Genomic DNA, 22228 nt, shown 5'->3' on the forward strand with positions numbered 1-22228 from the left:
AAATGGGGAAAATTGCTTTTATCTTTCCAGGCCAAGGGTCACAAACTGTTGGTATGGGAAAAGATTTATATGATGGAACAGAGGAAGCGAAAAAGCTGATTCATACAGCTGACGAAGCTTTAGGGTTCAGTCTTTCAAACATTATTTTTGAAGGGCCTCAAGAAGAATTGACTTTAACTTATCACGCTCAACCTGCTCTTTTAACAACGAGTACAATGCTGCTTGAAGCATTTAAAACGAGCGGAATTACACCCGATTTTGTTGCGGGTCACAGTCTAGGAGAATACAGTGCGCTTGTGGCTGCTGAGGTTTTATCGTTTAAAGATGCCGTTGTTGCTGTTCACAAAAGAGGTCGCTATATGGACGAAGCTGTACCAGCAGGTCAAGGTACAATGGCAGCAGTGCTTGGCATGTCAGCGGAAGATCTAGAAGCCGTTACCGCTCAAATTACAAGCGAAGGCGACGCTGTTCAGCTTGCAAATATTAACTGTCCGGGTCAAATTGTTATTTCAGGTACGGTAAATGGCGTAGAAAAAGCAGGAGCTCTTGCCAAAGAAAAAGGTGCAAAACGTGTGATTCCTCTAGTGGTAAGCGGTCCATTCCACTCTAGTTTAATGAAGCCAGCCGCTGAAAAACTACGTGATACGCTAGAAACAGTGGGCTTTAGCGATGCGAAAGTTCCAGTCATAGCAAACGTAACAGCAAAGCCGGTTACTGACAGTCAAGATATTCAAAACAAGCTAGTGGAACAACTGTATTCTCCAGTGAGATGGGAAGAAACAGTTGAAACACTTCTTGCAGAAGGTGTAGATACATTTGTTGAAATTGGACCAGGAAAAGTATTATCAGGTCTTGTGAAAAAAGTAAATCGCCGTGCGGCTGTGTATGCTGTTAATGATCTTACATCATTAAAATCAACGATTGACGCACTAAAAGGGGGAGAATAACATGTTACAAGGGAAAGTTGCGGTTGTAACAGGCGCTTCTCGCGGAATTGGTCGTGCCGTTGCAATTGAGCTGGGAAAGCTTGGTGCTAAAGTAGTTGTAAACTATTCTGGCAGCGAAGCGAAAGCTCTTGAAGTTGTGGATGAAATTAAAGGATTAGGAACGGATGCAATTGCTGTACAAGCAAATGTGGCAGAAAGTGATTCTGTACAAGCAATGATAAAAGAAGCGATTTCTACATTTGGTTCAGTAGATATTTTAGTGAACAACGCGGGCATCACACGTGATAATCTTCTTATGCGTATGAAAGAAGACGAATGGGATGATGTTATTAATACAAACTTAAAAGGCGTATTTTTGTGTACAAAAGCGGTTACTCGTCAAATGATGAAGCAGCGCGCAGGACGTATTATTAATATTTCATCAATTGTCGGCGTCAGCGGTAATGCTGGACAAGCAAATTATGTAGCAGCAAAATCAGGCGTGATTGGTTTAACAAAAACAACTGCCAAAGAATTAGCGAGCCGCAATATTACAGTGAATGCAGTTGCTCCTGGTTTCATTGCAACAGACATGACGGATAAATTGAATGAAGAAGTGCAGGCGGAAATGTTAAAGCAAATCCCTCTTGCAAGCTTCGGCCAGCCTGAGGATGTTGCGAACGCAGTTGCGTTTTTAGCATCAGATGCAAGCCGTTATATTACGGGTCAAACGATTCACGTTGACGGCGGAATGGTGATGTAAAAAAGGCACTTTACGAAAAGTGTAATTTGGTGATAAAGTACAAAGGGACGTTTACTAGGCGACCGATAAACTTTATTATTCAACCATAGTATTTTAGATGGAAATCATCTATAATGACTTGAGGGGAGGTGAAGAACAATGGCAGAGGTACTAGAACGCGTAACAACAATCATTGTTGATCGTCTTGGTGTAGACAAAAGTGAAGTGAAACTAGAATCTAGTTTCAAAGAAGACTTAGGTGCTGACTCTCTAGACGTAGTTGAATTTGTAATGGAGCTTGAAGAGGAATTTGATATCGAAATTTCTGACGAAGAAGCTGAAAAAATTTCAACTGTAGGAGATGCAGTTAATTACATACAGAGCCAAATTTAATCTGTAGTATATGTATGAAAAGCCCCGTTAAACAGCGGGGCTTTCTCTTCTTTTTAAGAATTTCAAAAAAAGACCTCTTTTTTTTGAAAAGGTAGTGTATCTTTTAGGATACCTCGTTTTATAATGAGAGATGTTAGGAAAAAACTACGAAACAATTGAAGCAGGTAAGCGGAGGTATTTTATGCCTAAACAATATTCAAATCGAGATCGAAAGATGAACGTGAAATTCAAGCAAAATTTTGCAGAGTTTCAAAAGGAAATTGGTATTCAGTTTACAAATGAAGCGCTTCTTTTTCAAGCATTTACACATTCATCCTATGTGAATGAGCATCGCAGAAGACCGTATGAAGACAACGAGCGTCTTGAGTTTTTAGGAGATGCCGTATTAGAGCTAACCGTATCACAATTTTTATTTAAAAAATATCCAACGATGAGTGAAGGTGAGTTAACGAAGCTTCGTGCAGCAGTTGTGTGCGAACCGTCGCTTGTTACTTTTGCAAATGAAATGGATTTTGGTAAACTAGTGTTACTTGGAAAAGGTGAAGAGATGACAGGCGGCCGATCTAGACCGGCTTTACTGGCCGATGTGTTTGAAGCATTTATCGGAGCTCTTTATTTAGACCAAGGGCTTGATACGGTAGTAACGATTCTAAAAAAAGTTGTCTTTCCAAAAATTAATGAAGGTGCTTTTTCTCATGTGATGGATTTCAAAAGCCAGCTTCAAGAAGTGATTCAACGTGATGGAGTTGGACAATTAGAATACAAAGTTTTGCAAGAAAAAGGTCCAGCGCATAATCGCGAATTCTTATCTCGCGTATCGTTAAATGGTGAAGAGCTCGGCGTTGGTGTAGGCCGTTCGAAAAAAGAAGCAGAGCAAAAAGCGGCTCAAGTAGCTATTACGAAAATTAGAGCGAGTCAAACGAAATAAAATGATCCCCCTCTTAACGTATTCGTTATAAAGGGGGATTTGCTATGAAAAGATTACAAGTGTGAGGGGGGATTTTTATGTTCCTCAAACGATTAGATATTGCAGGGTTCAAATCGTTTGCAGAAAAAGTATCGATAGATTTTGTGCCAGGTGTAACGGCGGTAGTAGGACCGAATGGAAGCGGAAAAAGCAACATTACGGATGCCATACGCTGGGTGCTTGGAGAACAGTCAGCCAAATCGCTTCGTGGAGGGAAAATGGAGGACATTATTTTTGCGGGAAGCGAATCACGCCGTGCGGTAAACGTGGCTGACGTAACGCTGACGTTGGAAAATGATGACCAGTTTCTCCCGCTTGACTACCATGAAGTTAGTATTACAAGGCGCGTGTACCGCTCAGGAGACAGTGAATTTTTTATTAACAACCAGCCGTGCCGCTTGAAAGATATTGTCGATTTATTTATGGATTCAGGACTTGGAAGAGAAGCTTTTTCGATTATCAGTCAAGGAAAAGTAGAAGAAGTACTAAGCAGTAAATCTGACGAGCGCCGTAAAATTTTTGAAGAAGCTGCAGGTGTATTAAAATACAAAACGCGTAAACGAAAAGCGGAGCTCCGACTTCTCGAAACGCAAGAAAATTTAAATCGAGTGGTAGATATTCTTCATGAAATTGAAGGCCAGTTAGAGCCTTTACAGATTCAATCGTCTATTGCAAAAGATTATTTGCAGAAAAAAGAAGAATTAGAGCACATTGATGTGGCTGTTACGGTATTTGAAGTTGAAGATCTTCATCAGAAATGGGAAAAATTAAAAGCTGAAATGGCTCAGCACGAGCAGCTTGAAGAATCTCTCGCGACGAATATTCGCACGCGTGAAGGAGAAATCCAGACCCTTCGTTTGCACATTCAGCAAATAGATGAACAACTAGACTCTTTACATAAAAAACTACTATATGTAAGTGAAGAAGTAGAAAAGCTAGAAGGCAAAAAAGAAGTATTAAAAGAGCGTAAGAAAAATGCCTTTCAAAATAAAGAGCAGCTGGAACGTTTAGTAAAAGAGTATACTCATAAGCATCAAGAGCTAAGTAAAGCAAAAGACAGCGAAGGAAAAGATCTTAAGCAATCTCAAAAAGAAGTACAAGAGATACGTCTGAAGCTTACTGAGCAGGAACAGCTGTTCAGGCAGTACAGCGAGAATCTAGAAGAAAAACTTGAACAGATGAAAAGCGAGTATTTTGAATTAGCGAACGCTCAAACATCCGCCCGAAATGAAATTTCATTTTTAGAGCAGCAAAAAATGCAAACGTTTGAAAAAGAGCAGCGTTTAACAAAATCCAACGAGCAATACGTAGAACAGCGCCGTGAATTAACGCAGCGAAAAGAAGCGGCGATCAAAAGGCTTGCTCAGTTTCGTCAAGAGCTTCAGGAGGCTGTACAAGTGTATAAGCAGCAAGGAGAGAAGCTTGAGTCATTAAGGCAAGCCTATCGCAAACAAGAGTCTACTCTTTATCAAGCTTATCAGTACGTACAGCAGACAAAATCACGAAAAGAAATGCTGGAAGAGATGCAAGAAGACTATGAAGGTTATTTTCACGGTGTAAAAGAAGTATTAAAAGCGCGTGATGAGAAGCTTGCAGGTATCAAAGGCGCGATTGCTGAGCTAATTAATGTGCCAAAAGAGTATGAAACAGCGCTTGAAATTGCCCTTGGAGGAGCAGCTCAGCATATTGTCGTTCAAGACGAACAAAGTGCACGTCAGGCAATTGGCTTTTTGAAACAAAATGGTTACGGGAGAGCTACGTTTTTACCACTGACGTCTGTAAAAGACCGTTATGTTCCCGCTCAAACTATTTCTATGCTAGAGAGCCATGAAGCGTATGTAGGAATCGCTTCATCTCTTGTTAAGTACGAAGCTACCTACGACCGAGTTATTAAAAATTTGCTTGGAACCGTTATTGTAGTAAATGATTTAAAAGGTGCAAATGAACTTGCCCGTCTTGTGCAGCACCGCTATCGTTTTGTGACCGTTAAAGGAGATGTCGTCAACCCCGGTGGTTCGATGACAGGCGGTTCAATGAAGCAAAAGTCTAACTCTTTGTTAGGCCGTCAGCGTGAAGTGGAAGCCATTACGGCAAAAATAGAAGAGATGGAACAAAAGACGCTTGTGCTCGAGCAAGATGTGAAAGATAAAAAGTCACAGATTGAGGAGCTTCAGCAGGAAATTAATAAACAGCAGGCATTTGTGGAACGCTTGAAAGACAAAGAGCAGGAATCTGACCGAGAAGTAAAGCAAATTGACATCGAAGAAAAAGCAGTGAATGACCGCTTAACCATGTACGATCATGATATTGCTAGCTTTAGACAAGATCAGACGAGCTTGTCTGCTCGAATTGATGAGCTCCATACAAGTTTGCAAGGAAATCAGCAGCAGGCAAATGTATTAGAGAAAAACATTGAAGAGTTAGCTGCACGCAAGCATACACAGCAAACGTCTAAAGAAACGGTTCAACATGAGCTTACAGAAGTAAAAGTCCTTCTTGCGAAAAAAGAACAGTTCCTCGCAAATCAGCAAGAAAAATATGAAAGAGTGTGTTTTGAGCTTGATCAAACCATTCAGCGTTTATCTGAAACTACAGATGATCTTTCTCTTTTAACGAGTGAAATCACGAGCAACGACTCGGGTGAACTTCAGCTCGAAGAAGCAGCGCATGAGCGAATAAAAGAAAAGACAGAAACGTTAAAATTAATGGATGACTCCAGATCAGAGCGGTTGAAAGCCCAGAATAAACTTGAAGACGAAGAGAGGATTGTAAAAGAGCTGCAGCGTCAGTACAAACAAATTGCGGATGCTTTAAAAGATGAAGAAGTCAAAATCAATCGAATTGACGTAGAGCTAGACAGCCGTCTGCAGCAGCTGACAGAAGAGTACGAAATTAGCTTTGAAGCAGCAAAAGAAAAATATCCTTTAACATTAGATATTCAAGAAGCGAGGAAAAAAATCAAGCTCATTAAATTGGCAATTGATGAATTAGGAACCGTAAACCTAGGTTCTATTGAACAATACGAACGCGTTTCAGAGCGCTATGAATTTTTAAATACGCAGCGAGCGGACCTTGACGAAGCGAAAAATACGCTGTATCAAGTGATTGAAGAAATGGACGAGGAAATGAAGAAACGTTTTTCTGATACGTTCTCTCGTATCCGCAATGAATTTGGTACAGTGTTCTCTTCCCTATTCGGAGGAGGAAAAGCGGATTTAAAATTAACAGATCCGAAAGATTTATTAAATACAGGTGTGGAAATTGTTGCCCAGCCTCCTGGGAAAAAACTGCAGAATCTAGGGTTGCTGTCAGGCGGCGAGCGTTCGTTAACAGCCATTGCTCTCCTGTTTTCTATTTTGAAAGTACGTCCGGTGCCTTTTTGTGTGCTAGATGAGGTGGAAGCAGCGCTTGATGAAGCAAACGTTCATCGCTTCGCTACGTATTTACGCAAATTTAGTAATCAAACACAGTTCATTGTTATTACTCACCGAAAAGGTACAATGGAAGAAGCTGATGTACTGTACGGTGTGACAATGCAAGAATCTGGCGTATCGAAATTAGTCTCTGTTCGTTTAGAAGAATCAAAGCAATATGTTTAACTCATAGAATGAAAGGGTGGTACGAATGAGCTTTTTTAAGAAACTAAAAGAAAAAATTACAATGCAAACCGATTCTGTTACCCAAAAATTTAAAGATGGACTATCAAAAACGCGCAATTCTTTTTCAGAACGCGTGAATGATCTAGTGTCTCGCTATCGTCAAGTAGACGAAGAGTTTTTTGAGGAATTAGAAGAAATTTTAATTAGTGCTGATGTCGGTGTGGCTACCGTGTTGGATTTAATTGATGACTTAAAATCGGAAGTGAAACGCTGTAATATTAAGGATCCTCAAGATGTACAGGCTGTCATCTCTGAGAAATTAATTGATATTTATGAATCTGGTGAAGAGCAGATTGGTGAACTGAATATGCAGCAAAATGATTTAACGGTGATTTTGTTTGTAGGGGTAAACGGCGTTGGGAAAACAACAACAATTGGAAAAATTGCGCATAAATTCAAACAAGAAGGCAAAAAAGTCGTAATGGCAGCAGGAGATACGTTCCGTGCCGGTGCGATTGAGCAGTTAGAAGTATGGGGAGAACGCGTTGGTGTGGATGTTATTAAGCAATCTGCAGGCTCTGACCCGGCCGCTGTCATGTATGACGCTGTTCAGTCAGCTAAGGCTCGAAAAGCAGATGTTTTATTATGTGATACAGCAGGGCGCCTTCAAAATAAAGTAAATTTAATGAAAGAATTAGAGAAAGTAAAGCGTGTTATTGAGCGAGAAATTCCTGGTGCTCCTCATGAGGTACTGCTTGTACTTGATGCGACGACGGGTCAAAATGCTTTAAGTCAGGCTAAAACATTCTCAGAAGCAACGAACGTGACGGGAATTGTGTTAACAAAACTAGATGGTACGGCTAAAGGCGGAATTGTTCTTGCCATTCGAAACGAACTGAAGCTTCCTGTTAAATTCGTTGGACTTGGAGAAAAAGTGGACGACCTTCAGCCGTTTGACACGGAGCAATATATCTATGGGTTATTTGCCAATGCTGTAGAAGAAGAAACAGAAAAAGAGGCGTAATCTAAAAAGAGGCTGGGATATAAGTATCTTAGTTGAAGGGAGATCCGAACGATTAATCGTTCGGATTTTTTTATTAGCAGGGTGGATGCAGGTTTCATATTTATTCTTCTTTAAATTGAAGTAATTTAGTTATATCTCCATCTCCATCTCTTTTAAGTGGGAAAATGTGAGGTGTTAAGGAAAAAACTTGACATTCAAACCTCGCCTAGTTAAACTAATAACATGTAAAGGCTTTTCACTTAACAAGGGGGCGGTCAGATGGTTGAAAAGAGCGTGCATATGCTCGAAAAAACAACAAGAATGAATTACTTATTTGACTTCTATCAGGCGCTGTTGACGCCCAAACAAAGAAGTTATATGTCACTTTATTACTTGGATGATTATTCCCTCGGTGAAATAGCGGAAGAATTTGATGTGAGTCGTCAAGCAGTTTATGATAATATAAAACGTACAGAGCAAATGCTTGAACAATATGAGGAAAAGCTATTGTTATTTCAACGGTTTCAAGAGCGTCAATCAATTGTTCAACAACTGAAAGACGAACTTGCAGCCGACTTACACAAGAACAGTAAGCTTTCTTCTCTTCTTGATTCGCTCGAGAAATTAGATTAGGGGGCGGCGTATATGGCATTTGAAGGATTAGCCGACCGTTTGCAAAGCACACTGCAAAAGTTAAAAGGAAAAGGAAAAGTTAACGAAGCTGATGTTAAAGAAATGATGCGTGAAGTTAGACTTGCCCTTTTAGAAGCCGATGTAAACTTTAAAGTAGTAAAAGACTTTGTTAAGCGCGTAAGCGAACGTGCTGTAGGTCAAGACGTTCTTAAGAGCTTAACGCCTGGACAACAAGTTATTAAGGTTGTACAAGAAGAATTAACTGGACTTATGGGCGGAGAGCAAAGCAAGATTGCAGTAGCTCCAAAAGCTCCAACTGTAATTATGATGGTTGGACTTCAAGGTGCAGGTAAAACAACAACAACCGGTAAACTTGCCAATTTATTACGTAAAAAATATAACCGTAATCCATTGCTTGTAGCAGCAGATATTTATCGTCCGGCAGCTATTAAACAGCTTGAAACACTAGGAAAACAGCTTAGCATGTCTGTTTTTTCATTAGGTGATCAAGTAAGTCCTGTGGAGATTGCGAAACAAGCTATTGCTCATGCGAAAGAAGAGCATCACGATTATGTATTAATTGATACAGCGGGACGTTTGCATGTTGATGAAAATTTAATGGAGGAGTTAGAACAGATTAAAGAGCTTTCTAACCCAGACGAAATTTTCCTTGTTGTCGATGCGATGACGGGTCAAGATGCAGTAAACGTTGCGGATAGCTTTAATAAGCAATTAGGATTAACTGGAGTTGTATTAACGAAACTAGACGGCGATACGCGCGGTGGTGCAGCGCTTTCTATTCGTGCAGTAACCGATACACCAATTAAGTTTGTCGGTCTTGGAGAAAAAATGGATGCTATTGAAGCATTCCATCCAGAGCGTATGGCTTCCCGTATCTTAGGTATGGGTGATGTGCTGACGCTTATCGAAAAGGCTCAGGCAAATGTAGATGCTGAAAAAGCAAAAGAGCTTGAAGCTAAGCTGCGCACGCAGTCATTTACATTTGATGACTTTTTAGATCAACTTGCTCAGGTGCGTCAAATGGGACCGCTTGATGAGCTGATTGGTATGCTTCCGGGCGCCAATAAAGTAAAGGGGCTCAAAAACCTGCAGGTGGATGAAAAGCAAATTAATCATGTAGAAGCAATTATTCGTTCTATGACGAAAGCGGAAAAAACAAACCCTGAAATCATTAATGCAAGTCGAAGAAAGCGTATTGCAAAAGGAAGCGGACGTTCTGTACAAGAAGTCAACCGTTTGCTTAAACAATTTGAAGACATGAAAAAAATGATGAAACAAATGACAAATATGTCAAAAGGCAAGAAAAAGGGTATGAAACTTCCATTCTTTTCATGATAAAACGCTTGATTTGGACTGAAAAACCATAGAAAATAAAATATTTTTCTAGTGTTAAGAAAAAAACCTTTACAAACATTTTACCTATTTGATATTATATTATCTTGTTGAAACATATTCGGAGGTGCTTTATAAAATGGCAGTAAAAATTCGTTTAAAACGTATGGGAGCTAAAAAATCTCCTTTCTATCGTATCGTAGCAGCAGACTCTCGTTCACCACGTGATGGACGTTACATCGAAGTAGTTGGAACTTACAATCCTGTAGTTCAACCAGCTGAAGTTAAAATCGATGAAGAGCTAGCTCTTAAATGGTTACAAAATGGTGCTAAACCATCTGATACAGTTCGTAACCTTTTCTCTAACGAAGGCATCATGGAAAAATTCCATAATGCTAAATTAGGAAAATAATTTCACTCGAGATGACATCACTAATCGAAACAATTGTAAAGCCGCTTGTTGATTACCCAGCTGATGTTAAAGTGGAGGAACAAGAAGATGAACGTCAAGTGACGTACATCCTTACTGTTCACCAAGAAGATGTCGGCAAAGTAATCGGCAAACAAGGCCGCGTTGCAAAAGCGATTCGAACTGTTGTGAATGCAGCAGCATCACAGCAAGGTAAAAAAGTGTATGTGAAAATTCAAGAGTAATCAAAAAGGGAGAGGGATAACCTCGCCCTTTTTTTATGTTATGATAAGATGAACGTTTTGATCACAGTAAGTCTTTTGCGAGCAAGAAGCAGCTATTTCAATATGCATGTAAAAAGCACAAGGTCACTATCTTGAGAGCGGAGGGAACGTTTTGAACATTATTCAAAAAGTGGTTGTGAAACAAGTGTTAACTGAAGCAAGCAAACAAGATCTTGAAAATCGTTTTATAAATCGCAAGCAGGCGCTTGAAAAAGAAATGGAACAGCTGAAATTTCAGTTAAAGCACATGGAAAAAGCCAATAAAGGTTCTTCTTTATTACATAGTCAGTTTGAAAAAGAAAAATCCGCTCGCCTTGAAAAAATTGAAGTGTTGAACTTTCAGCTGACGCAATTAGAAAAGCTTCCTTTAGGGAGCGAACTCGTTGAAACGGAACTGGATGCCTTGGTAGAGGTAGAAATCGGCGATGATTGGGAAAAGATAAAAGAAAGTAAAACAATTATTATAAAAGATAGCAAAGTTGTTGAGATTAGATAGAGGTGAAGAAGTATGAAATGGTTTAAGGTTGGAAAAATTGTGAATACCCATGGTGTAAAAGGAGAAGTTCGTATTGTATCAACTACGGATTTTGCTGATGAGCGTTATGAAAAAGGAAATAAACTTTATATCTTCAAAGAAAAGCAAAGCGAGCCGGTAGAAGTAACAGTAGCAAGCCACCGCAGGCATAAAAATTTTGATCTGCTTACATTCGAAGGCTATCAAAACGTAAATGATGTTGAGCAGTATAAAAACTGCGAAGTAAAAATCCCTGAGGAGCAGCTAACGGATTTAGAAGACGGTGAATTCTATTTCCACGAAATTATTGGCTGTACAGTAAAAACAGAAGACGGAGTAGAGGTAGGAACGGTCAAAGAAATTTTAACGCCGGGAGCTAATGATGTGTGGGTTGTTAAAAAAGGCGGAAAAGAAGTTCTTATTCCTTACATCGACGACGTTGTACAATCTATTGATATAGATGAAAAAGAGATTGTTATTACAGTAATGGAAGGGTTATTGGACTAATGAAAATTGATGTACTGTCGCTATTTCCTTCTATGTTTGACGGTGTTTTTGGTGAATCAATTTTGAAAAAAGCACAGGAAAAAAATGCGGTTGAACTGAATGTAGTTAATTTCCGAGAATATTCTACGAACAAACATCAAAATGTGGACGATTATCCTTACGGCGGAGGTGCTGGAATGGTATTGACGCCTCAGCCTATTTTTGACGCTGTAGAAAAGTTGACTGAAACAGCCAAGAAGCCCCGGGTAGTTTTGCTTTGTCCGCAGGGCGAACGCTATACACAGGCAAAAGCAGAAGAGCTGGCAGCAGAAGAGCATTTAATTTTTATTTGCGGTCATTACGAAGGATATGATGAACGAATTCGTGAGCAGCTGGTAACTGATGAAATTTCAATTGGTGACTATGTATTAACTGGAGGAGAGCTTGGTGCAATGGTTGTGATCGATAGCGTTGTTCGCCTGCTTCCCGATGTGCTTGGCAATAATCATTCAGCTGTACAGGACTCACACAGTACCGGTTTACTAGAGCACCCCCACTATACGCGTCCCGCTGATTTTAGAGGCTTAACGGTTCCTGAAGTACTTATGTCAGGAAATCATAAAAAAATTGAACAGTGGCGCCAAAAAGAGTCTTTAAAGCGCACGCTGCTTCGAAGACCGGATATGCTTGAAAAGATAGAGCTAACAGAAGAGCAAAAGAAACTAGTAGCTCAATTAAAAGAAGAAAATCAGCTTTCATAAATCCATAAAATTTATGCATAAACTCTGTTGCATACGGTATAAGAGTGTGCTAAGATAGATTTTGTGGCTTGGGCAGATGTCTGGTCACCTATAACGATGTTCCGCTGCAATGATTGAAAAGCATTGGTATGAGCGTCTGTTGGAAGGAGTTGAAACACGCGATGCAAAAATTAATCGAAGAGATTACAAAAGAACAATTAAAAACAGATCTTCCTACGTTCCGTCCTGGTGATACTGTACGTGTACACGTAAATATCGTTGAGGGTACTCGTGAACGTGTTCAGGTATTTGAAGGTGTTGTTATTAAGCGTCGTGGCGGTGGTATCAGCGAAACATTTACAGTACGTAAGATTTCTTACGGTGTAGGTGTAGAGCGTACATTCCCACTTCATACGCCAAAAATTGCAAAAATCGAAGTAATGCGCCGCGGTAAAGTACGCCGTGCGAAACTTTATTACCTACGTGAATTACGTGGTAAAGCTGCGCGTATTAAAGAAATTCGATAATAGTAAAGGGGAGCTTGTTTATACAAGCTCCTTTTTTCAAATGTTTTTTTAGAACGATTCGTTCTCTGACAGTAAAAAATAGACGTACAAGTCATCATTTTTTTATTCTATTTATTTATTAGGCGTTTCAAACATTATCGTTTAAAATAAAGGTATGACATAAGAGTTGGAGGACTGAAGATGGCTCGAAAGAAAAATGAACTGTGGGAATGGATAAAAGCAATCGCCATTGCCGTACTGTTAGCTGTTGTAATTCGCTATTTCTTGTTTGCACCGATTGTAGTAGATGGACTTTCTATGATGCCTACGCTGCATGACCAAAATCGAATGATTGTAAATAAGTTCTCCTATAAGATTGGTGATCCTGATCGCTTTGATATTATTGTTTTTCATGCTACAGCGGAAAAAGATTACATAAAACGTATTATCGGACTGCCGGGTGATCATATTGAGTATCGAAATGATACGCTATATGTAAATGGAAAAGCTTATAAAGAACCCTATTTAGATCAGTATAAAAAAGAAGTGATTGACGGTAATTTAACCGAAGACTTTAAGCTAGAAGACGTAACGGGTAAAAAGACCGTGCCAGAAGGCTATTTGTTCGTAATGGGAGACAATCGACGCTACAGTAAAGACAGCCGTCAGATTGGCTTTGTGAGCATGGACAAGGTGCTTGGTAAAACGAGCGCCGTATACTGGCCGATTAAAGAAGCACGTTTTGCAAAGTAAAATATAAAAGGTGAGTAAAATATGACAATTCAATGGTTTCCTGGCCACATGGCCAAGGCCAGAAGACAAGTAACTGAAAAGCTAAAATTGATTGATATTGTATACGAACTGGTTGATGCACGCATTCCGCAATCATCGCGAAATCCAATGATTGATGAGATTATTGTGAACAAGCCGAGAATCGTATTGCTGAATAAAGTGGACAAAGCTGATCCGCGCGTTACTCAGCAGTGGCTAGATTATTACAAAGCACAAGGTATTTATGCCTTAGCTATTGACGCACAAGCAGGTAAAGGAATGAAACAAATTGTTTCGTCTTCCAAAGAACTTCTTCAAGAGAAGTTTGACCGTATGCGCGCAAAAGGAGTCAAAAAACCCCGCGCTATTCGAGCGATGATTGTAGGGATTCCTAACGTTGGTAAATCCACGCTGATTAATCGCCTTGCCAGTAAAAAAATCGCCAAGACCGGAGATCGTCCAGGTGTGACGCAAGCACAGCAGTGGATTAAGGTAGGAAATGAGCTGGAGCTACTTGATACGCCAGGTATTTTGTGGCCTAAGTTTGAAGATGAAACAGTTGGATATAAGCTTGCGACAACGGGTGCTATTAAAGATACCATTTTAAACATGCAAGATGTTGCTGTTTATGCGCTGCGCTTCTTAACTAGCCATTACCCAGAACAATTAAAGCAGCGTTATGATTTAAATGAAATCCCTGAAGACATTGTAGAGCTTTTTGATGCAATTGGGTCGCGCCGCGGCTGTTTAATGGGTGGCGGCATGGTGGATTACGATAAAACGGCTGAGCTTGTTCTTCGAGAAATTCGAACGGATAAAATTGGCACCTTTACATTTGATGATCCAAGTGAAGCTGAACAGCAGCTGTAAGCAATACATTGCGAACTGAAACAAAAAACGCCTCTGCCTTTTTAGCATGAGGCGTTTTTTATGTAAAAGTGCCGCATGAAAATGTTGATATAAAGAAGGTGGAGCTAATGAAAAAGAGTATTAAGGAAATAAAAGAAGAACTAAAGCAAGTGAGAAGCCCGGAAGATGCTTTATTTAAGGCATATGCGCAAGATGAGCGTAAAGGTGTGCAGCAGGTTATTATTCAAAAACAAAGGCAATTTGAAGCCGCTGAGCGCTTGAAGAAACAGTTTGATGAAATGATGGCATATGAAAACGAATTATACAATCAAGGAGCAACCTATATTGCCGGAGTAGATGAAGTAGGAAGAGGACCGTTAGCAGGACCGGTAGTAGCTGCTGCTGTTATTTTGCCGCCGGATTTTTTTCTCCCTGGTTTGACGGATTCAAAGAAGTTATCAGAAGCAAAGCGAGAAGCGTTTTATGAAGAAATTTGTAAAAGCGCTGTCGCTATCGGTATAGGTATTATAGACGCAGAGGTCATTGATTCTATTAATATTTATGAAGCAACAAAAAAGGCAATGACTGAAGCAATTGAACTTCTAGCTGTTCAGCCTGATGAACTGCTTATTGATGCGATGAAGCTGCCGGTGCCTATTTCGCAGCAGTCAATCATCAAAGGCGATGCTACAAGCATTTCCATTGCTGCAAGTTCTGTTATTGCAAAAGTGACGCGAGATCGAATGATGAAAGAACTTGGTGAACGCTATCCTGCATACGGATTCGAAAAACATATGGGATATGGAACAAAACAACATTTAGAAGCAATCGAACAATATGGAATTTTGCCAGAACACCGCCGATCTTTTGCACCAATAAAAAACCAAGTAAACTAGAACATGATACCCAAGCATATCTCTGCTTTTTAGCGCATGTTTCACATGCGGGATTTTAGGCTCAAAAAGGATATAGCTTATTTAAGTGGAGATATTGCAGAGGGTGAAGTTCGTAAATTATTTTCCTCTCAGTTCGCTTCAGTTGTGAAGGTTGATTTACATGATCAACCGTACGTTTAACGTCCGCAGAGTCTCATTGACCTCATAAGGTATGGTTAAGTACTATCTCCATAAAAATATCAATTTTCTTATTATTTCAATATTTTTCACTAGAATAGTAGACAATTAGACAATTATTTTTATACAATGAAAGCGCAGTCTATTTTGTGCAGTATAGTTTTGTGGTTGATTATGTTAGGAGGATGGGAAATGAATATCCATGAGTATCAAGGAAAAGAACTACTCAGAAAATATGGGGTTGCAGTACCAAACGGTCGAGTAGCTTTTACTGTTGAAGAAGCAGTTGAAGCAGCAAAGGAATTAGGTTCACAAGTATCAGTGGTGAAAGCACAAATCCATGCTGGTGGACGCGGTAAAGCGGGCGGTGTCAAAGTAGCAAAAAACTTAGATGAAGTTCGTACATATGCACAAGATATTTTAGGAAAGACCCTCGTAACACACCAAACAGGCCCTGAAGGAAAAGAAGTTAAGCGCTTGTTAGTTGAAGAGGGATGCGATATTAAGAAAGAATACTACATCGGTTTAGTTCTTGATCGTGCAACGTCTCAAGTTGTATTGATGGGTTCTGAAGAAGGTGGAACTGAAATTGAAGAAGTGGCGGAAAAAACGCCTGAAAAAATCTTTAAAGAATATGTGGATCCTGCGATTGGTTTACAAGCATTCCAAGCTCGCAGACTTGCATTTAATATTAATATTCCAAAAGAACTAGTTGGAAAAGCAGTTAAGTTCATGACAGGTTTATATACAGTATTTGTTGAAAAAGACTGCTCAATTGCAGAGATTAATCCTCTAGTTGTAACAGGTGACGGAGACGTTATGGCATTGGATGCGAAGTTAAACTTTGATTCAAATGCGCTGTATCGTCAAAAAGATATTCTTGAATATCGTGACCTTGAAGAGGAAGATGCTAAAGAAATTGAAGCATCTAAATACGACTTAAGCTACATTTCACTAGATGGTAATATCGGTTGTATGGTAAACGGTGCAGGTTTAGCAATGGCAACGATGGATATTATTAAACATTACGGAGGCGACCCTGCTAACTTCCTGGATGTTGGGGGCGGCGCAACTGCTGAAAAAGTAACAGAAGCATTCAAAATTATTTTATCTGACCAAAATGTAAAAGGTATTTTCGTTAATATTTTCGGCGGGATTATGAAATGTGATGTTATTGCAACAGGTGTTGTTGAAGCAACGAAACAAGTTGGATTAAGCCTTCCATTAGTTGTTCGCTTAGAAGGAACAAACGTTGAACTTGGAAAAGAAATTTTACAAAAATCAGGCTTAAATATCACAGCTGCTGAATCTATGGCAGACGGCGCACAAAAAATCGTTTCACTAGTGAAATAGAAAGGCTGGGGGATAGGAATGAGCGTATTTATTAATCAAGATACAAAAGTAATTGTACAAGGAATTACAGGCGGAGTTGGCCTTTTTCATACACAGCAAATGTTAGAATATGGAACGAAAATTGTTGGTGGCGTAACACCAGGTAAAGGCGGCTTAGAAGTAGAAGGTGTTCCGGTATTTAATACGGTTGCCGAGGCAAAAGAAAAAACAGGCGCAACGGCTTCTGTTGTATATGTTCCGCCAGCATTCGCAGCTGACTCCATTATTGAAGCAGTTGACGCAGATTTAGATTTAGTTATTTGTATTACGGAAGGTATTCCAGTATTAGATATGGTAAAAGTAAAGCGTTATATGGAAGGAAAACGTACGCGCCTTGTGGGACCTAACTGCCCAGGTGTTATTACACCGGAAGAATGTAAAATTGGAATTATGCCAGGGTACATTCACAAAAAAGGTCATGTAGGTGTAGTTTCACGTTCTGGTACATTAACATATGAAGCTGTTCATCAACTTTCTGAAGCTGGCATTGGCCAATCAACAGCTGTTGGTATCGGTGGTGACCCAGTGAACGGCACGAACTTTATCGATGTATTAAAAGCGTTTAATGAAGATGAAGATACGTATGCAGTAATTATGATTGGTGAAATCGGCGGTACGGCAGAAGAAGAAGCGGCAGAATGGGTAAAAGCAAACATGACAAAACCTGTGGTCGGCTTCATTGGCGGTCAAACAGCACCTCCAGGAAAACGTATGGGCCATGCTGGTGCTATTATTTCAGGTGGTAAAGGGACAGCATCTGAAAAAATTAAAACAATGAATGAGTGCGGTATCCAAGTAGCTGAAACACCATCTGTTATGGGAGAAACACTTATTAAAGTGTTAAAAGAACAAGGCATTTACGAGCAGTGTAAGACTCATTAATAGAAGACATATAGCCTCCTTTGACTGGGGGCTATTTTGTCCATTTAAAAAGGAGATTGTAGAATGTCTGATTTACGGGAAAAATTAATTCATTTAGCACATTGTCCATCTGTTAATTGGAAACAAATTTTTACGCTACTTCAACAGAATTCTTCATTACAAAATCTCTACGAGTACTCTCCATCACAGCTTCAAAAACTATTGACTCTCTCGATTGAACGTGCTAATCAAATAAAAAAAGATTTGCAAACTATTCCAATACGAGATATTCTAGATAAATATGACGCTGAGAATATTCAATGTGTCACCATCCTAGATGATGAATATCCTGAACTTTTGCGCCATATTTATGATCCGCCTTGGGTATTATTTGCAAGAGGAAAGATTTCTCTCCTACACGCTACGGCAAGCTTAAGCGTTGTAGGAACAAGGAACCCCACTTCATATGGAACTGCAGCTCTGACTCATATTGTTAAGCCGATGCTGCATGAAGAATTTGTCGTTGTAAGTGGACTGGCCTTAGGGATTGACCAGGCTGCTCATGAACTGGCTATCGCTGAAAAAGCTAAAACGATTGCAGTATTAGGCGGAGGGTTTTATAATATTTACCCAAGAGGAAACCAAAATTTAGCAAGAGAAATTGCGCAGCATCATTTGCTGCTTTCTGAATATGCCCCGTTTATGAAGCCGACAAAATGGTTTTTCCCTCGCAGAAACAGAATCATTAGCGGATTAACAGGAGGCACGTTGGTGGTGCAAGCAAAAGAAAGAAGTGGATCTTTTATTACCGCCGACCAGGCGCTTCAGCAAGGAAGAGAAGTATTTGCCATACCGGGTTCTATTTTTGAAGAAACATCATGTGGAACGAATAAGTTAATCCAATTAGGGGCAAAACTTGTGCAAAGCGCTGCTGATATTACAGATGAAATGATGTATATAAGATGAATGTTTCAAAGTAGTCATATTCTTGCATGGTATGAAATACTAGTGAGATACGTAGTAAAATCGTATGACTTATCTTTTGGACATTTGACAAACAAGAACCAAATATTTAATAATAATGAAGATTTTATTCTACCTCTTGAGGAGGAACAAATAGATGTCTGACTACCTAGTAATTGTAGAATCGCCTGCAAAGGCTAAAACAATTGAACGTTATTTAGGAAAGAAATATAAAGTAAAAGCATCGATGGGACATGTTCGCGATTTACCTAAAAGTCAAATGGGAATTGATATTGAACAGGATTACAATCCGAAATATATTACAATTCGCGGGAAAGGCCCGGTTTTAAAAGAACTAAAAACAGCGGCTAAAAAAGCAAAGAAGATTTACCTAGCAGCCGATCCAGACCGTGAAGGAGAAGCGATTGCATGGCACTTGGCGCACAGTTTGGATGTAGACATTGCATCGGACTGCCGCGTAGTATTTAATGAGATTACAAAAGAAGCGATTAAAGAATCTTTTAAACATCCACGAGCAATTAATATGGATTTAGTAGATGCTCAACAAGCACGCCGTATTCTTGACAGGCTGGTTGGCTACAACATCAGTCCATTGCTGTGGAAAAAAGTGAAAAAAGGATTAAGTGCCGGAAGGGTTCAATCAATTGCAGTGCGGTTAATTATTGATCGTGAAAAAGAAATTGCAAAGTTTATCCCAGAAGAATACTGGACGGTAAAAGCAACTTTTCAAAAAGGGAACGACCAATTTGAAGGCCAGTTGATCGAATATCAAGGAAAAAAAGTAGAGCTATCGAATGAAAATGATGTAACCAACATTGTTAAACAATTAGATGGAAATGAATTTTCAATTTCTAAAGTAACAAAACGTGAGCGAAAGCGTAATGCGGCTCCTTCTTTTACCACGTCTTCATTACAGCAAGAGGCAGCGCGGAAACTGAACTTTCGAGCGAAAAAAACAATGATGATTGCGCAGCAATTATATGAAGGAATTGATTTAGGAAAAGAAGGTACAGTAGGTCTTATCACGTATATGCGTACCGATTCTACTCGTATTTCAGAAACAGCTCAAACGGAAGCTAGAGATTACATTACGAACGCATACGGAAATCAGTTTGTGGCAACGGAAAAGCGTAAAGAAAAGAAAAATTCGAACGCGCAAGATGCCCACGAAGCGATTCGTCCAACTTCAGCTCTTCGTAAACCAGGAGAGGTAAAAGAGTTCTTATCGCGTGATCAGTATCGACTGTATAAGCTAGTATGGGAGCGCTTCGTTGCTAGTCAAATGGCACCTGCAATTATGGATACAATGGCTGTAGATTTGAAAAATGGAGACGTAACATTTAGAGCAAACGGCTCCAAAGTTAAATTTCCAGGCTTTATGAAAGTGTATGTTGAAGGCAATGATGATCAAGTGGAGGAAAAAGAAAATCTTCTTCCAGACTTAGAAGAAGGAGAAGTAGCTTATTCTAAAGACATCGATGAAAAGCAGCACTTCACACAGCCGCCGCCAAGATATACTGAAGCTCGTTTAGTCAAGACATTAGAAGAGCTAGGCATTGGCCGACCGTCTACATATGCTCCAACACTTGACACGATTCAAAAGCGCGGGTACGTAGCGCTCGATAACAAGCGTTTTGTTCCAACAGAACTTGGAGAAATTGTACTAGAGCTTGTATTGGAGTTTTTCCCGGAAATTTTAGATGTAGAGTTTACAGCTAAAATGGAAAACGATTTGGATGAAGTGGAAGATGGTAATGTTCAATGGGTGCGTGTTATTGACGAATTTTACAGTGATTTTGAAAAACGCTTAGAACATGCTGAAAAAGAAATGCGCGAAGTGGAGATTAAAGATGAACCTGCCGGAGAAGATTGCGGAGAATGCGGTTCACCTATGGTATACAAAATGGGACGCTACGGAAAATTTATGGCATGCTCTAATTTCCCTGACTGCCGCAACACAAAGCCAATTGTAAAAGAGATTGGCGTAAAGTGCCCGAAATGTGAAGAAGGAAATATAGTTGAGCGAAAATCGAAGAAAAAGCGTACATTTTATGGCTGTGATCGATTCCCGGGCTGTGACTTCGTATCTTGGGATAAGCCGATTGCAAGAAAATGTCCGAAATGTGAAAACCTGCTTGTGGAGAAGAAACAGAAAAAAGGAACTCAAGTCGTCTGTACAAGTTGTGATTATAAAGAGGAAGCTCAGCAGTAAAAGAGAATGGGATGAATTCCCACACTTTAAATTTAAAAATAGCAGTTATATAAGATGCGGCGACATTGCTTCATGTGCTAAAATGGAAACGTTATTAGCGACATTGAGTAATGTCGCATTTTCTTTGTCCCGTTAAAAAAGGAACAGACAAGTGAATGAATAAGGAAAATGATAGAAAAGATAGAAATGAAGTTGGAGGATTTACAATGAATGAACAAGTAATTAATGTTATCGGAGCAGGTCTTGCTGGAAGTGAAGCAGCTTGGCAAATCGCAAAGCGCGGTTTGAAAGTTCGCCTTTATGAGATGAGACCAGTGAAGCAAACACCTGCTCATCATACGGACAAATTTGCTGAATTAGTATGTAGTAATTCACTGCGTGCGAATACATTAACAAATGCAGTGGGTGTTTTAAAAGAAGAAATGCGATTATTAGACTCTGTAATTATTCGTTCAGCAGACGAATGTGCGGTTCCAGCAGGTGGAGCACTGGCTGTTGATCGTCACGAATTTGCCGCTCGTGTGACGGAAAGCGTTAAAAACCATCCGAACGTAACGGTTGTTAACGAAGAGATTACGGAAATTCCACAAGGACCAACTGTTATTGCAACAGGTCCGTTAACGTCAAAAGATTTATCAGAACAGCTGCGCGCGTTAACAAGTGAAGATTATTTATATTTTTACGATGCGGCTGCACCTATTATTGAAAAAGACAGCATTGATATGGATAAAGTGTATCTGAAATCTCGCTATGACAAAGGGGAAGCTGCCTATTTAAACTGTCCGATGACAAAAGAAGAATTCCAGCGTTTTCATGAAGCATTAATCAATGCAGAGACGGTTCCTTTAAAAGAATTTGAGAAAGAAATTTATTTTGAAGGATGTATGCCAATTGAAGTAATGGCTTCACGCGGAGAAAAAACAATGCTCTTTGGACCCATGAAACCAGTTGGGTTAGAAGATCCGAAAACAGGAAAGCGACCTTATGCAGTTGTTCAGCTTCGTCAAGATGATGCAGCAGGTACACTATATAATATCGTAGGTTTCCAAACACATTTAAAATGGGGAGCACAAAAAGAAGTATTGAGCTTAATCCCAGGTTTAGAAAATGCAGAAGTAGTACGCTATGGCGTTATGCATAGAAATACGTTTATTAATTCTCCTAAATTGTTAAAGCCTACGTATCAATATCGTGAGCGTGATGACTTATTCTTTGCTGGACAAATGACGGGAGTAGAAGGATATGTAGAATCAGCGGCGAGCGGACTAATGGCAGGAATGAACGCGGCTCGACTTGTACTTGGTGAAGAATTGGTTGTATTGCCGCAGGAAACAGCGATTGGCAGTATGGCTCACTATATCACACATACAAACGCAAAAAATTTCCAGCCGATGAATGCCAACTTTGGCTTATTCAAAGAATTGGAAGTGCGAATCAAAAACAAACAAGAACGAAATGAAACGCTTGCTAAACGAGCATTGGAAACTATTCAGAATTTTACAACAAAATAATCAAAATTGTTTGCAAGGGC

At 39.7% G+C, this 22228-nt stretch carries 22 protein-coding genes; all 22 read left to right on the forward strand.

All coding sequences use genetic code 11. The features are described from left to right. Positions 1-2 precede the first annotated feature (2 nt). Positions 3-947 carry an ACP S-malonyltransferase gene (fabD, locus tag AC1DEF_RS03415; protein WP_043976457.1) on the forward strand — a complete coding sequence of 315 codons (945 nt, stop codon included), beginning with the start codon at positions 3-5 and terminating at the stop codon, positions 945-947. Position 948: 1 nt separating this feature from the next. Beyond that, entirely contained in the window at positions 949-1689 is a 741-nt protein-coding gene (gene fabG, locus AC1DEF_RS03420) for a 3-oxoacyl-[acyl-carrier-protein] reductase (RefSeq protein ID WP_013058906.1), read from the forward strand. A gap of 138 nt (positions 1690-1827) precedes the next feature. Further along, on the forward strand, positions 1828-2061 hold the full coding sequence (gene acpP, locus AC1DEF_RS03425; protein WP_013058905.1) for an acyl carrier protein: 234 nt from the start codon (positions 1828-1830) through the stop codon (positions 2059-2061). Positions 2062-2242: 181 nt separating this feature from the next. After that, the gene (rnc, locus tag AC1DEF_RS03430; protein ID WP_013058904.1) at positions 2243-2989 is read left to right on the forward strand and encodes a ribonuclease III; all 747 of its coding nucleotides are present in this window, start codon (positions 2243-2245) and stop codon (positions 2987-2989) included. A 77-nt stretch (positions 2990-3066) separates the two neighbouring features. Further along, positions 3067-6627, forward strand: a complete 3561-nt coding sequence (smc, locus tag AC1DEF_RS03435; RefSeq protein ID WP_097824516.1) for a chromosome segregation protein SMC — start codon at positions 3067-3069, stop codon at positions 6625-6627. Positions 6628-6652: 25 nt separating this feature from the next. Further along, positions 6653-7651 (forward strand): signal recognition particle-docking protein FtsY, encoded by a 999-nt coding sequence (gene ftsY, locus AC1DEF_RS03440; protein ID WP_097824515.1) that lies wholly within the window; start codon positions 6653-6655, stop codon positions 7649-7651. Between the two features lie 279 nt (positions 7652-7930). Next, positions 7931-8263, forward strand: coding sequence for a putative DNA-binding protein (locus AC1DEF_RS03445; RefSeq protein WP_025750337.1), 333 nt, complete (start codon positions 7931-7933; stop codon positions 8261-8263). Positions 8264-8275: 12 nt separating this feature from the next. Then, positions 8276-9619, forward strand: a complete 1344-nt coding sequence (gene ffh, locus AC1DEF_RS03450; protein ID WP_097824514.1) for a signal recognition particle protein — start codon at positions 8276-8278, stop codon at positions 9617-9619. Between the two features lie 136 nt (positions 9620-9755). Next, positions 9756-10028 carry a 30S ribosomal protein S16 gene (gene rpsP / locus AC1DEF_RS03455; protein ID WP_013058899.1) on the forward strand — a complete coding sequence of 91 codons (273 nt, stop codon included), beginning with the start codon at positions 9756-9758 and terminating at the stop codon, positions 10026-10028. 11 nt (positions 10029-10039) lie between these two features. Beyond that, complete coding sequence (locus AC1DEF_RS03460) at positions 10040-10270, forward strand: KH domain-containing protein (RefSeq protein WP_013058898.1); 231 nt, start codon at positions 10040-10042, stop codon at positions 10268-10270. A gap of 151 nt (positions 10271-10421) precedes the next feature. Further along, entirely contained in the window at positions 10422-10805 is a 384-nt protein-coding gene (locus tag AC1DEF_RS03465) for a YlqD family protein (RefSeq protein ID WP_097824513.1), read from the forward strand. A gap of 12 nt (positions 10806-10817) precedes the next feature. Next, the gene (gene rimM / locus AC1DEF_RS03470; protein ID WP_013058896.1) at positions 10818-11330 is read left to right on the forward strand and encodes a ribosome maturation factor RimM; all 513 of its coding nucleotides are present in this window, start codon (positions 10818-10820) and stop codon (positions 11328-11330) included. Beyond that, positions 11330-12070 (forward strand): tRNA (guanosine(37)-N1)-methyltransferase TrmD, encoded by a 741-nt coding sequence (gene trmD, locus AC1DEF_RS03475; RefSeq protein ID WP_097824512.1) that lies wholly within the window; start codon positions 11330-11332, stop codon positions 12068-12070. Before rimM ends, trmD begins: the two co-directional genes overlap by 1 nt. A 161-nt stretch (positions 12071-12231) precedes the next feature. Continuing rightward, a complete protein-coding gene (gene rplS, locus AC1DEF_RS03480) occupies positions 12232-12576 on the forward strand; it encodes a 50S ribosomal protein L19 (RefSeq protein ID WP_013084808.1) in 345 nt (114 codons plus the stop codon). Between the two features lie 180 nt (positions 12577-12756). Beyond that, on the forward strand, positions 12757-13308 hold the full coding sequence (lepB, locus tag AC1DEF_RS03485; RefSeq protein ID WP_013058893.1) for a signal peptidase I: 552 nt from the start codon (positions 12757-12759) through the stop codon (positions 13306-13308). 21 nt (positions 13309-13329) lie between these two features. Then, on the forward strand, positions 13330-14196 hold the full coding sequence (gene ylqF / locus AC1DEF_RS03490; RefSeq protein ID WP_028410801.1) for a ribosome biogenesis GTPase YlqF: 867 nt from the start codon (positions 13330-13332) through the stop codon (positions 14194-14196). A gap of 107 nt (positions 14197-14303) precedes the next feature. Next, positions 14304-15071 carry a ribonuclease HII gene (locus AC1DEF_RS03495; protein WP_043976467.1) on the forward strand — a complete coding sequence of 256 codons (768 nt, stop codon included), beginning with the start codon at positions 14304-14306 and terminating at the stop codon, positions 15069-15071. 369 nt (positions 15072-15440) lie between these two features. Continuing rightward, on the forward strand, positions 15441-16601 hold the full coding sequence (sucC, locus tag AC1DEF_RS03500; RefSeq protein WP_013058890.1) for an ADP-forming succinate--CoA ligase subunit beta: 1161 nt from the start codon (positions 15441-15443) through the stop codon (positions 16599-16601). Between the two features lie 18 nt (positions 16602-16619). Then, positions 16620-17522: a succinate--CoA ligase subunit alpha gene (gene sucD / locus AC1DEF_RS03505; RefSeq protein WP_013058889.1), complete on the forward strand. Its 903-nt coding sequence runs from the start codon at positions 16620-16622 to the stop codon at positions 17520-17522. A gap of 63 nt (positions 17523-17585) precedes the next feature. Continuing rightward, complete coding sequence (dprA, locus tag AC1DEF_RS03510) at positions 17586-18467, forward strand: DNA-processing protein DprA (protein ID WP_043976470.1); 882 nt, start codon at positions 17586-17588, stop codon at positions 18465-18467. Between the two features lie 154 nt (positions 18468-18621). Next, positions 18622-20697 carry a type I DNA topoisomerase gene (gene topA, locus AC1DEF_RS03515; protein ID WP_028410804.1) on the forward strand — a complete coding sequence of 692 codons (2076 nt, stop codon included), beginning with the start codon at positions 18622-18624 and terminating at the stop codon, positions 20695-20697. A 206-nt stretch (positions 20698-20903) separates the two neighbouring features. Next, positions 20904-22208 carry an FADH(2)-oxidizing methylenetetrahydrofolate--tRNA-(uracil(54)-C(5))-methyltransferase TrmFO gene (gene trmFO / locus AC1DEF_RS03520; protein WP_028410805.1) on the forward strand — a complete coding sequence of 435 codons (1305 nt, stop codon included), beginning with the start codon at positions 20904-20906 and terminating at the stop codon, positions 22206-22208. Positions 22209-22228 lie beyond the last annotated feature (20 nt).

The organism is Priestia sp. 10L35 (assembly GCF_056395685.1).

Excerpts from the sequence above, each read along its gene's own strand:
- fabG (WP_013058906.1), top strand. The coding sequence starts at position 949 with ATGTTACAAGGGAAAGTTGCGGTTGTAACAGGCGCTTCTCGCGGAATT.
- topA (WP_028410804.1), top strand. The coding sequence starts at position 18,622 with ATGTCTGACTACCTAGTAATTGTAGAATCGCCTGCAAAGGCTAAAACA.
- ftsY (WP_097824515.1), top strand. The coding sequence starts at position 6,653 with ATGAGCTTTTTTAAGAAACTAAAAGAAAAAATTACAATGCAAACCGAT.
- smc (WP_097824516.1), top strand. The coding sequence starts at position 3,067 with ATGTTCCTCAAACGATTAGATATTGCAGGGTTCAAATCGTTTGCAGAA.
- AC1DEF_RS03460 (WP_013058898.1), top strand. The coding sequence starts at position 10,040 with ATGACATCACTAATCGAAACAATTGTAAAGCCGCTTGTTGATTACCCA.
- AC1DEF_RS03495 (WP_043976467.1), top strand. The coding sequence starts at position 14,304 with ATGAAAAAGAGTATTAAGGAAATAAAAGAAGAACTAAAGCAAGTGAGA.
- rplS (WP_013084808.1), top strand. The coding sequence starts at position 12,232 with ATGCAAAAATTAATCGAAGAGATTACAAAAGAACAATTAAAAACAGAT.
- ffh (WP_097824514.1), top strand. The coding sequence starts at position 8,276 with ATGGCATTTGAAGGATTAGCCGACCGTTTGCAAAGCACACTGCAAAAG.
- trmFO (WP_028410805.1), top strand. The coding sequence starts at position 20,904 with ATGAATGAACAAGTAATTAATGTTATCGGAGCAGGTCTTGCTGGAAGT.
- sucC (WP_013058890.1), top strand. The coding sequence starts at position 15,441 with ATGAATATCCATGAGTATCAAGGAAAAGAACTACTCAGAAAATATGGG.
- rimM (WP_013058896.1), top strand. The coding sequence starts at position 10,818 with ATGAAATGGTTTAAGGTTGGAAAAATTGTGAATACCCATGGTGTAAAA.
- rnc (WP_013058904.1), top strand. The coding sequence starts at position 2,243 with ATGCCTAAACAATATTCAAATCGAGATCGAAAGATGAACGTGAAATTC.
- dprA (WP_043976470.1), top strand. The coding sequence starts at position 17,586 with ATGTCTGATTTACGGGAAAAATTAATTCATTTAGCACATTGTCCATCT.
- ylqF (WP_028410801.1), top strand. The coding sequence starts at position 13,330 with ATGACAATTCAATGGTTTCCTGGCCACATGGCCAAGGCCAGAAGACAA.
- AC1DEF_RS03445 (WP_025750337.1), top strand. The coding sequence starts at position 7,931 with ATGCTCGAAAAAACAACAAGAATGAATTACTTATTTGACTTCTATCAG.
- fabD (WP_043976457.1), top strand. The coding sequence starts at position 3 with ATGGGGAAAATTGCTTTTATCTTTCCAGGCCAAGGGTCACAAACTGTT.
- rpsP (WP_013058899.1), top strand. The coding sequence starts at position 9,756 with ATGGCAGTAAAAATTCGTTTAAAACGTATGGGAGCTAAAAAATCTCCT.
- trmD (WP_097824512.1), top strand. The coding sequence starts at position 11,330 with ATGAAAATTGATGTACTGTCGCTATTTCCTTCTATGTTTGACGGTGTT.
- lepB (WP_013058893.1), top strand. The coding sequence starts at position 12,757 with ATGGCTCGAAAGAAAAATGAACTGTGGGAATGGATAAAAGCAATCGCC.
- acpP (WP_013058905.1), top strand. The coding sequence starts at position 1,828 with ATGGCAGAGGTACTAGAACGCGTAACAACAATCATTGTTGATCGTCTT.
- sucD (WP_013058889.1), top strand. The coding sequence starts at position 16,620 with ATGAGCGTATTTATTAATCAAGATACAAAAGTAATTGTACAAGGAATT.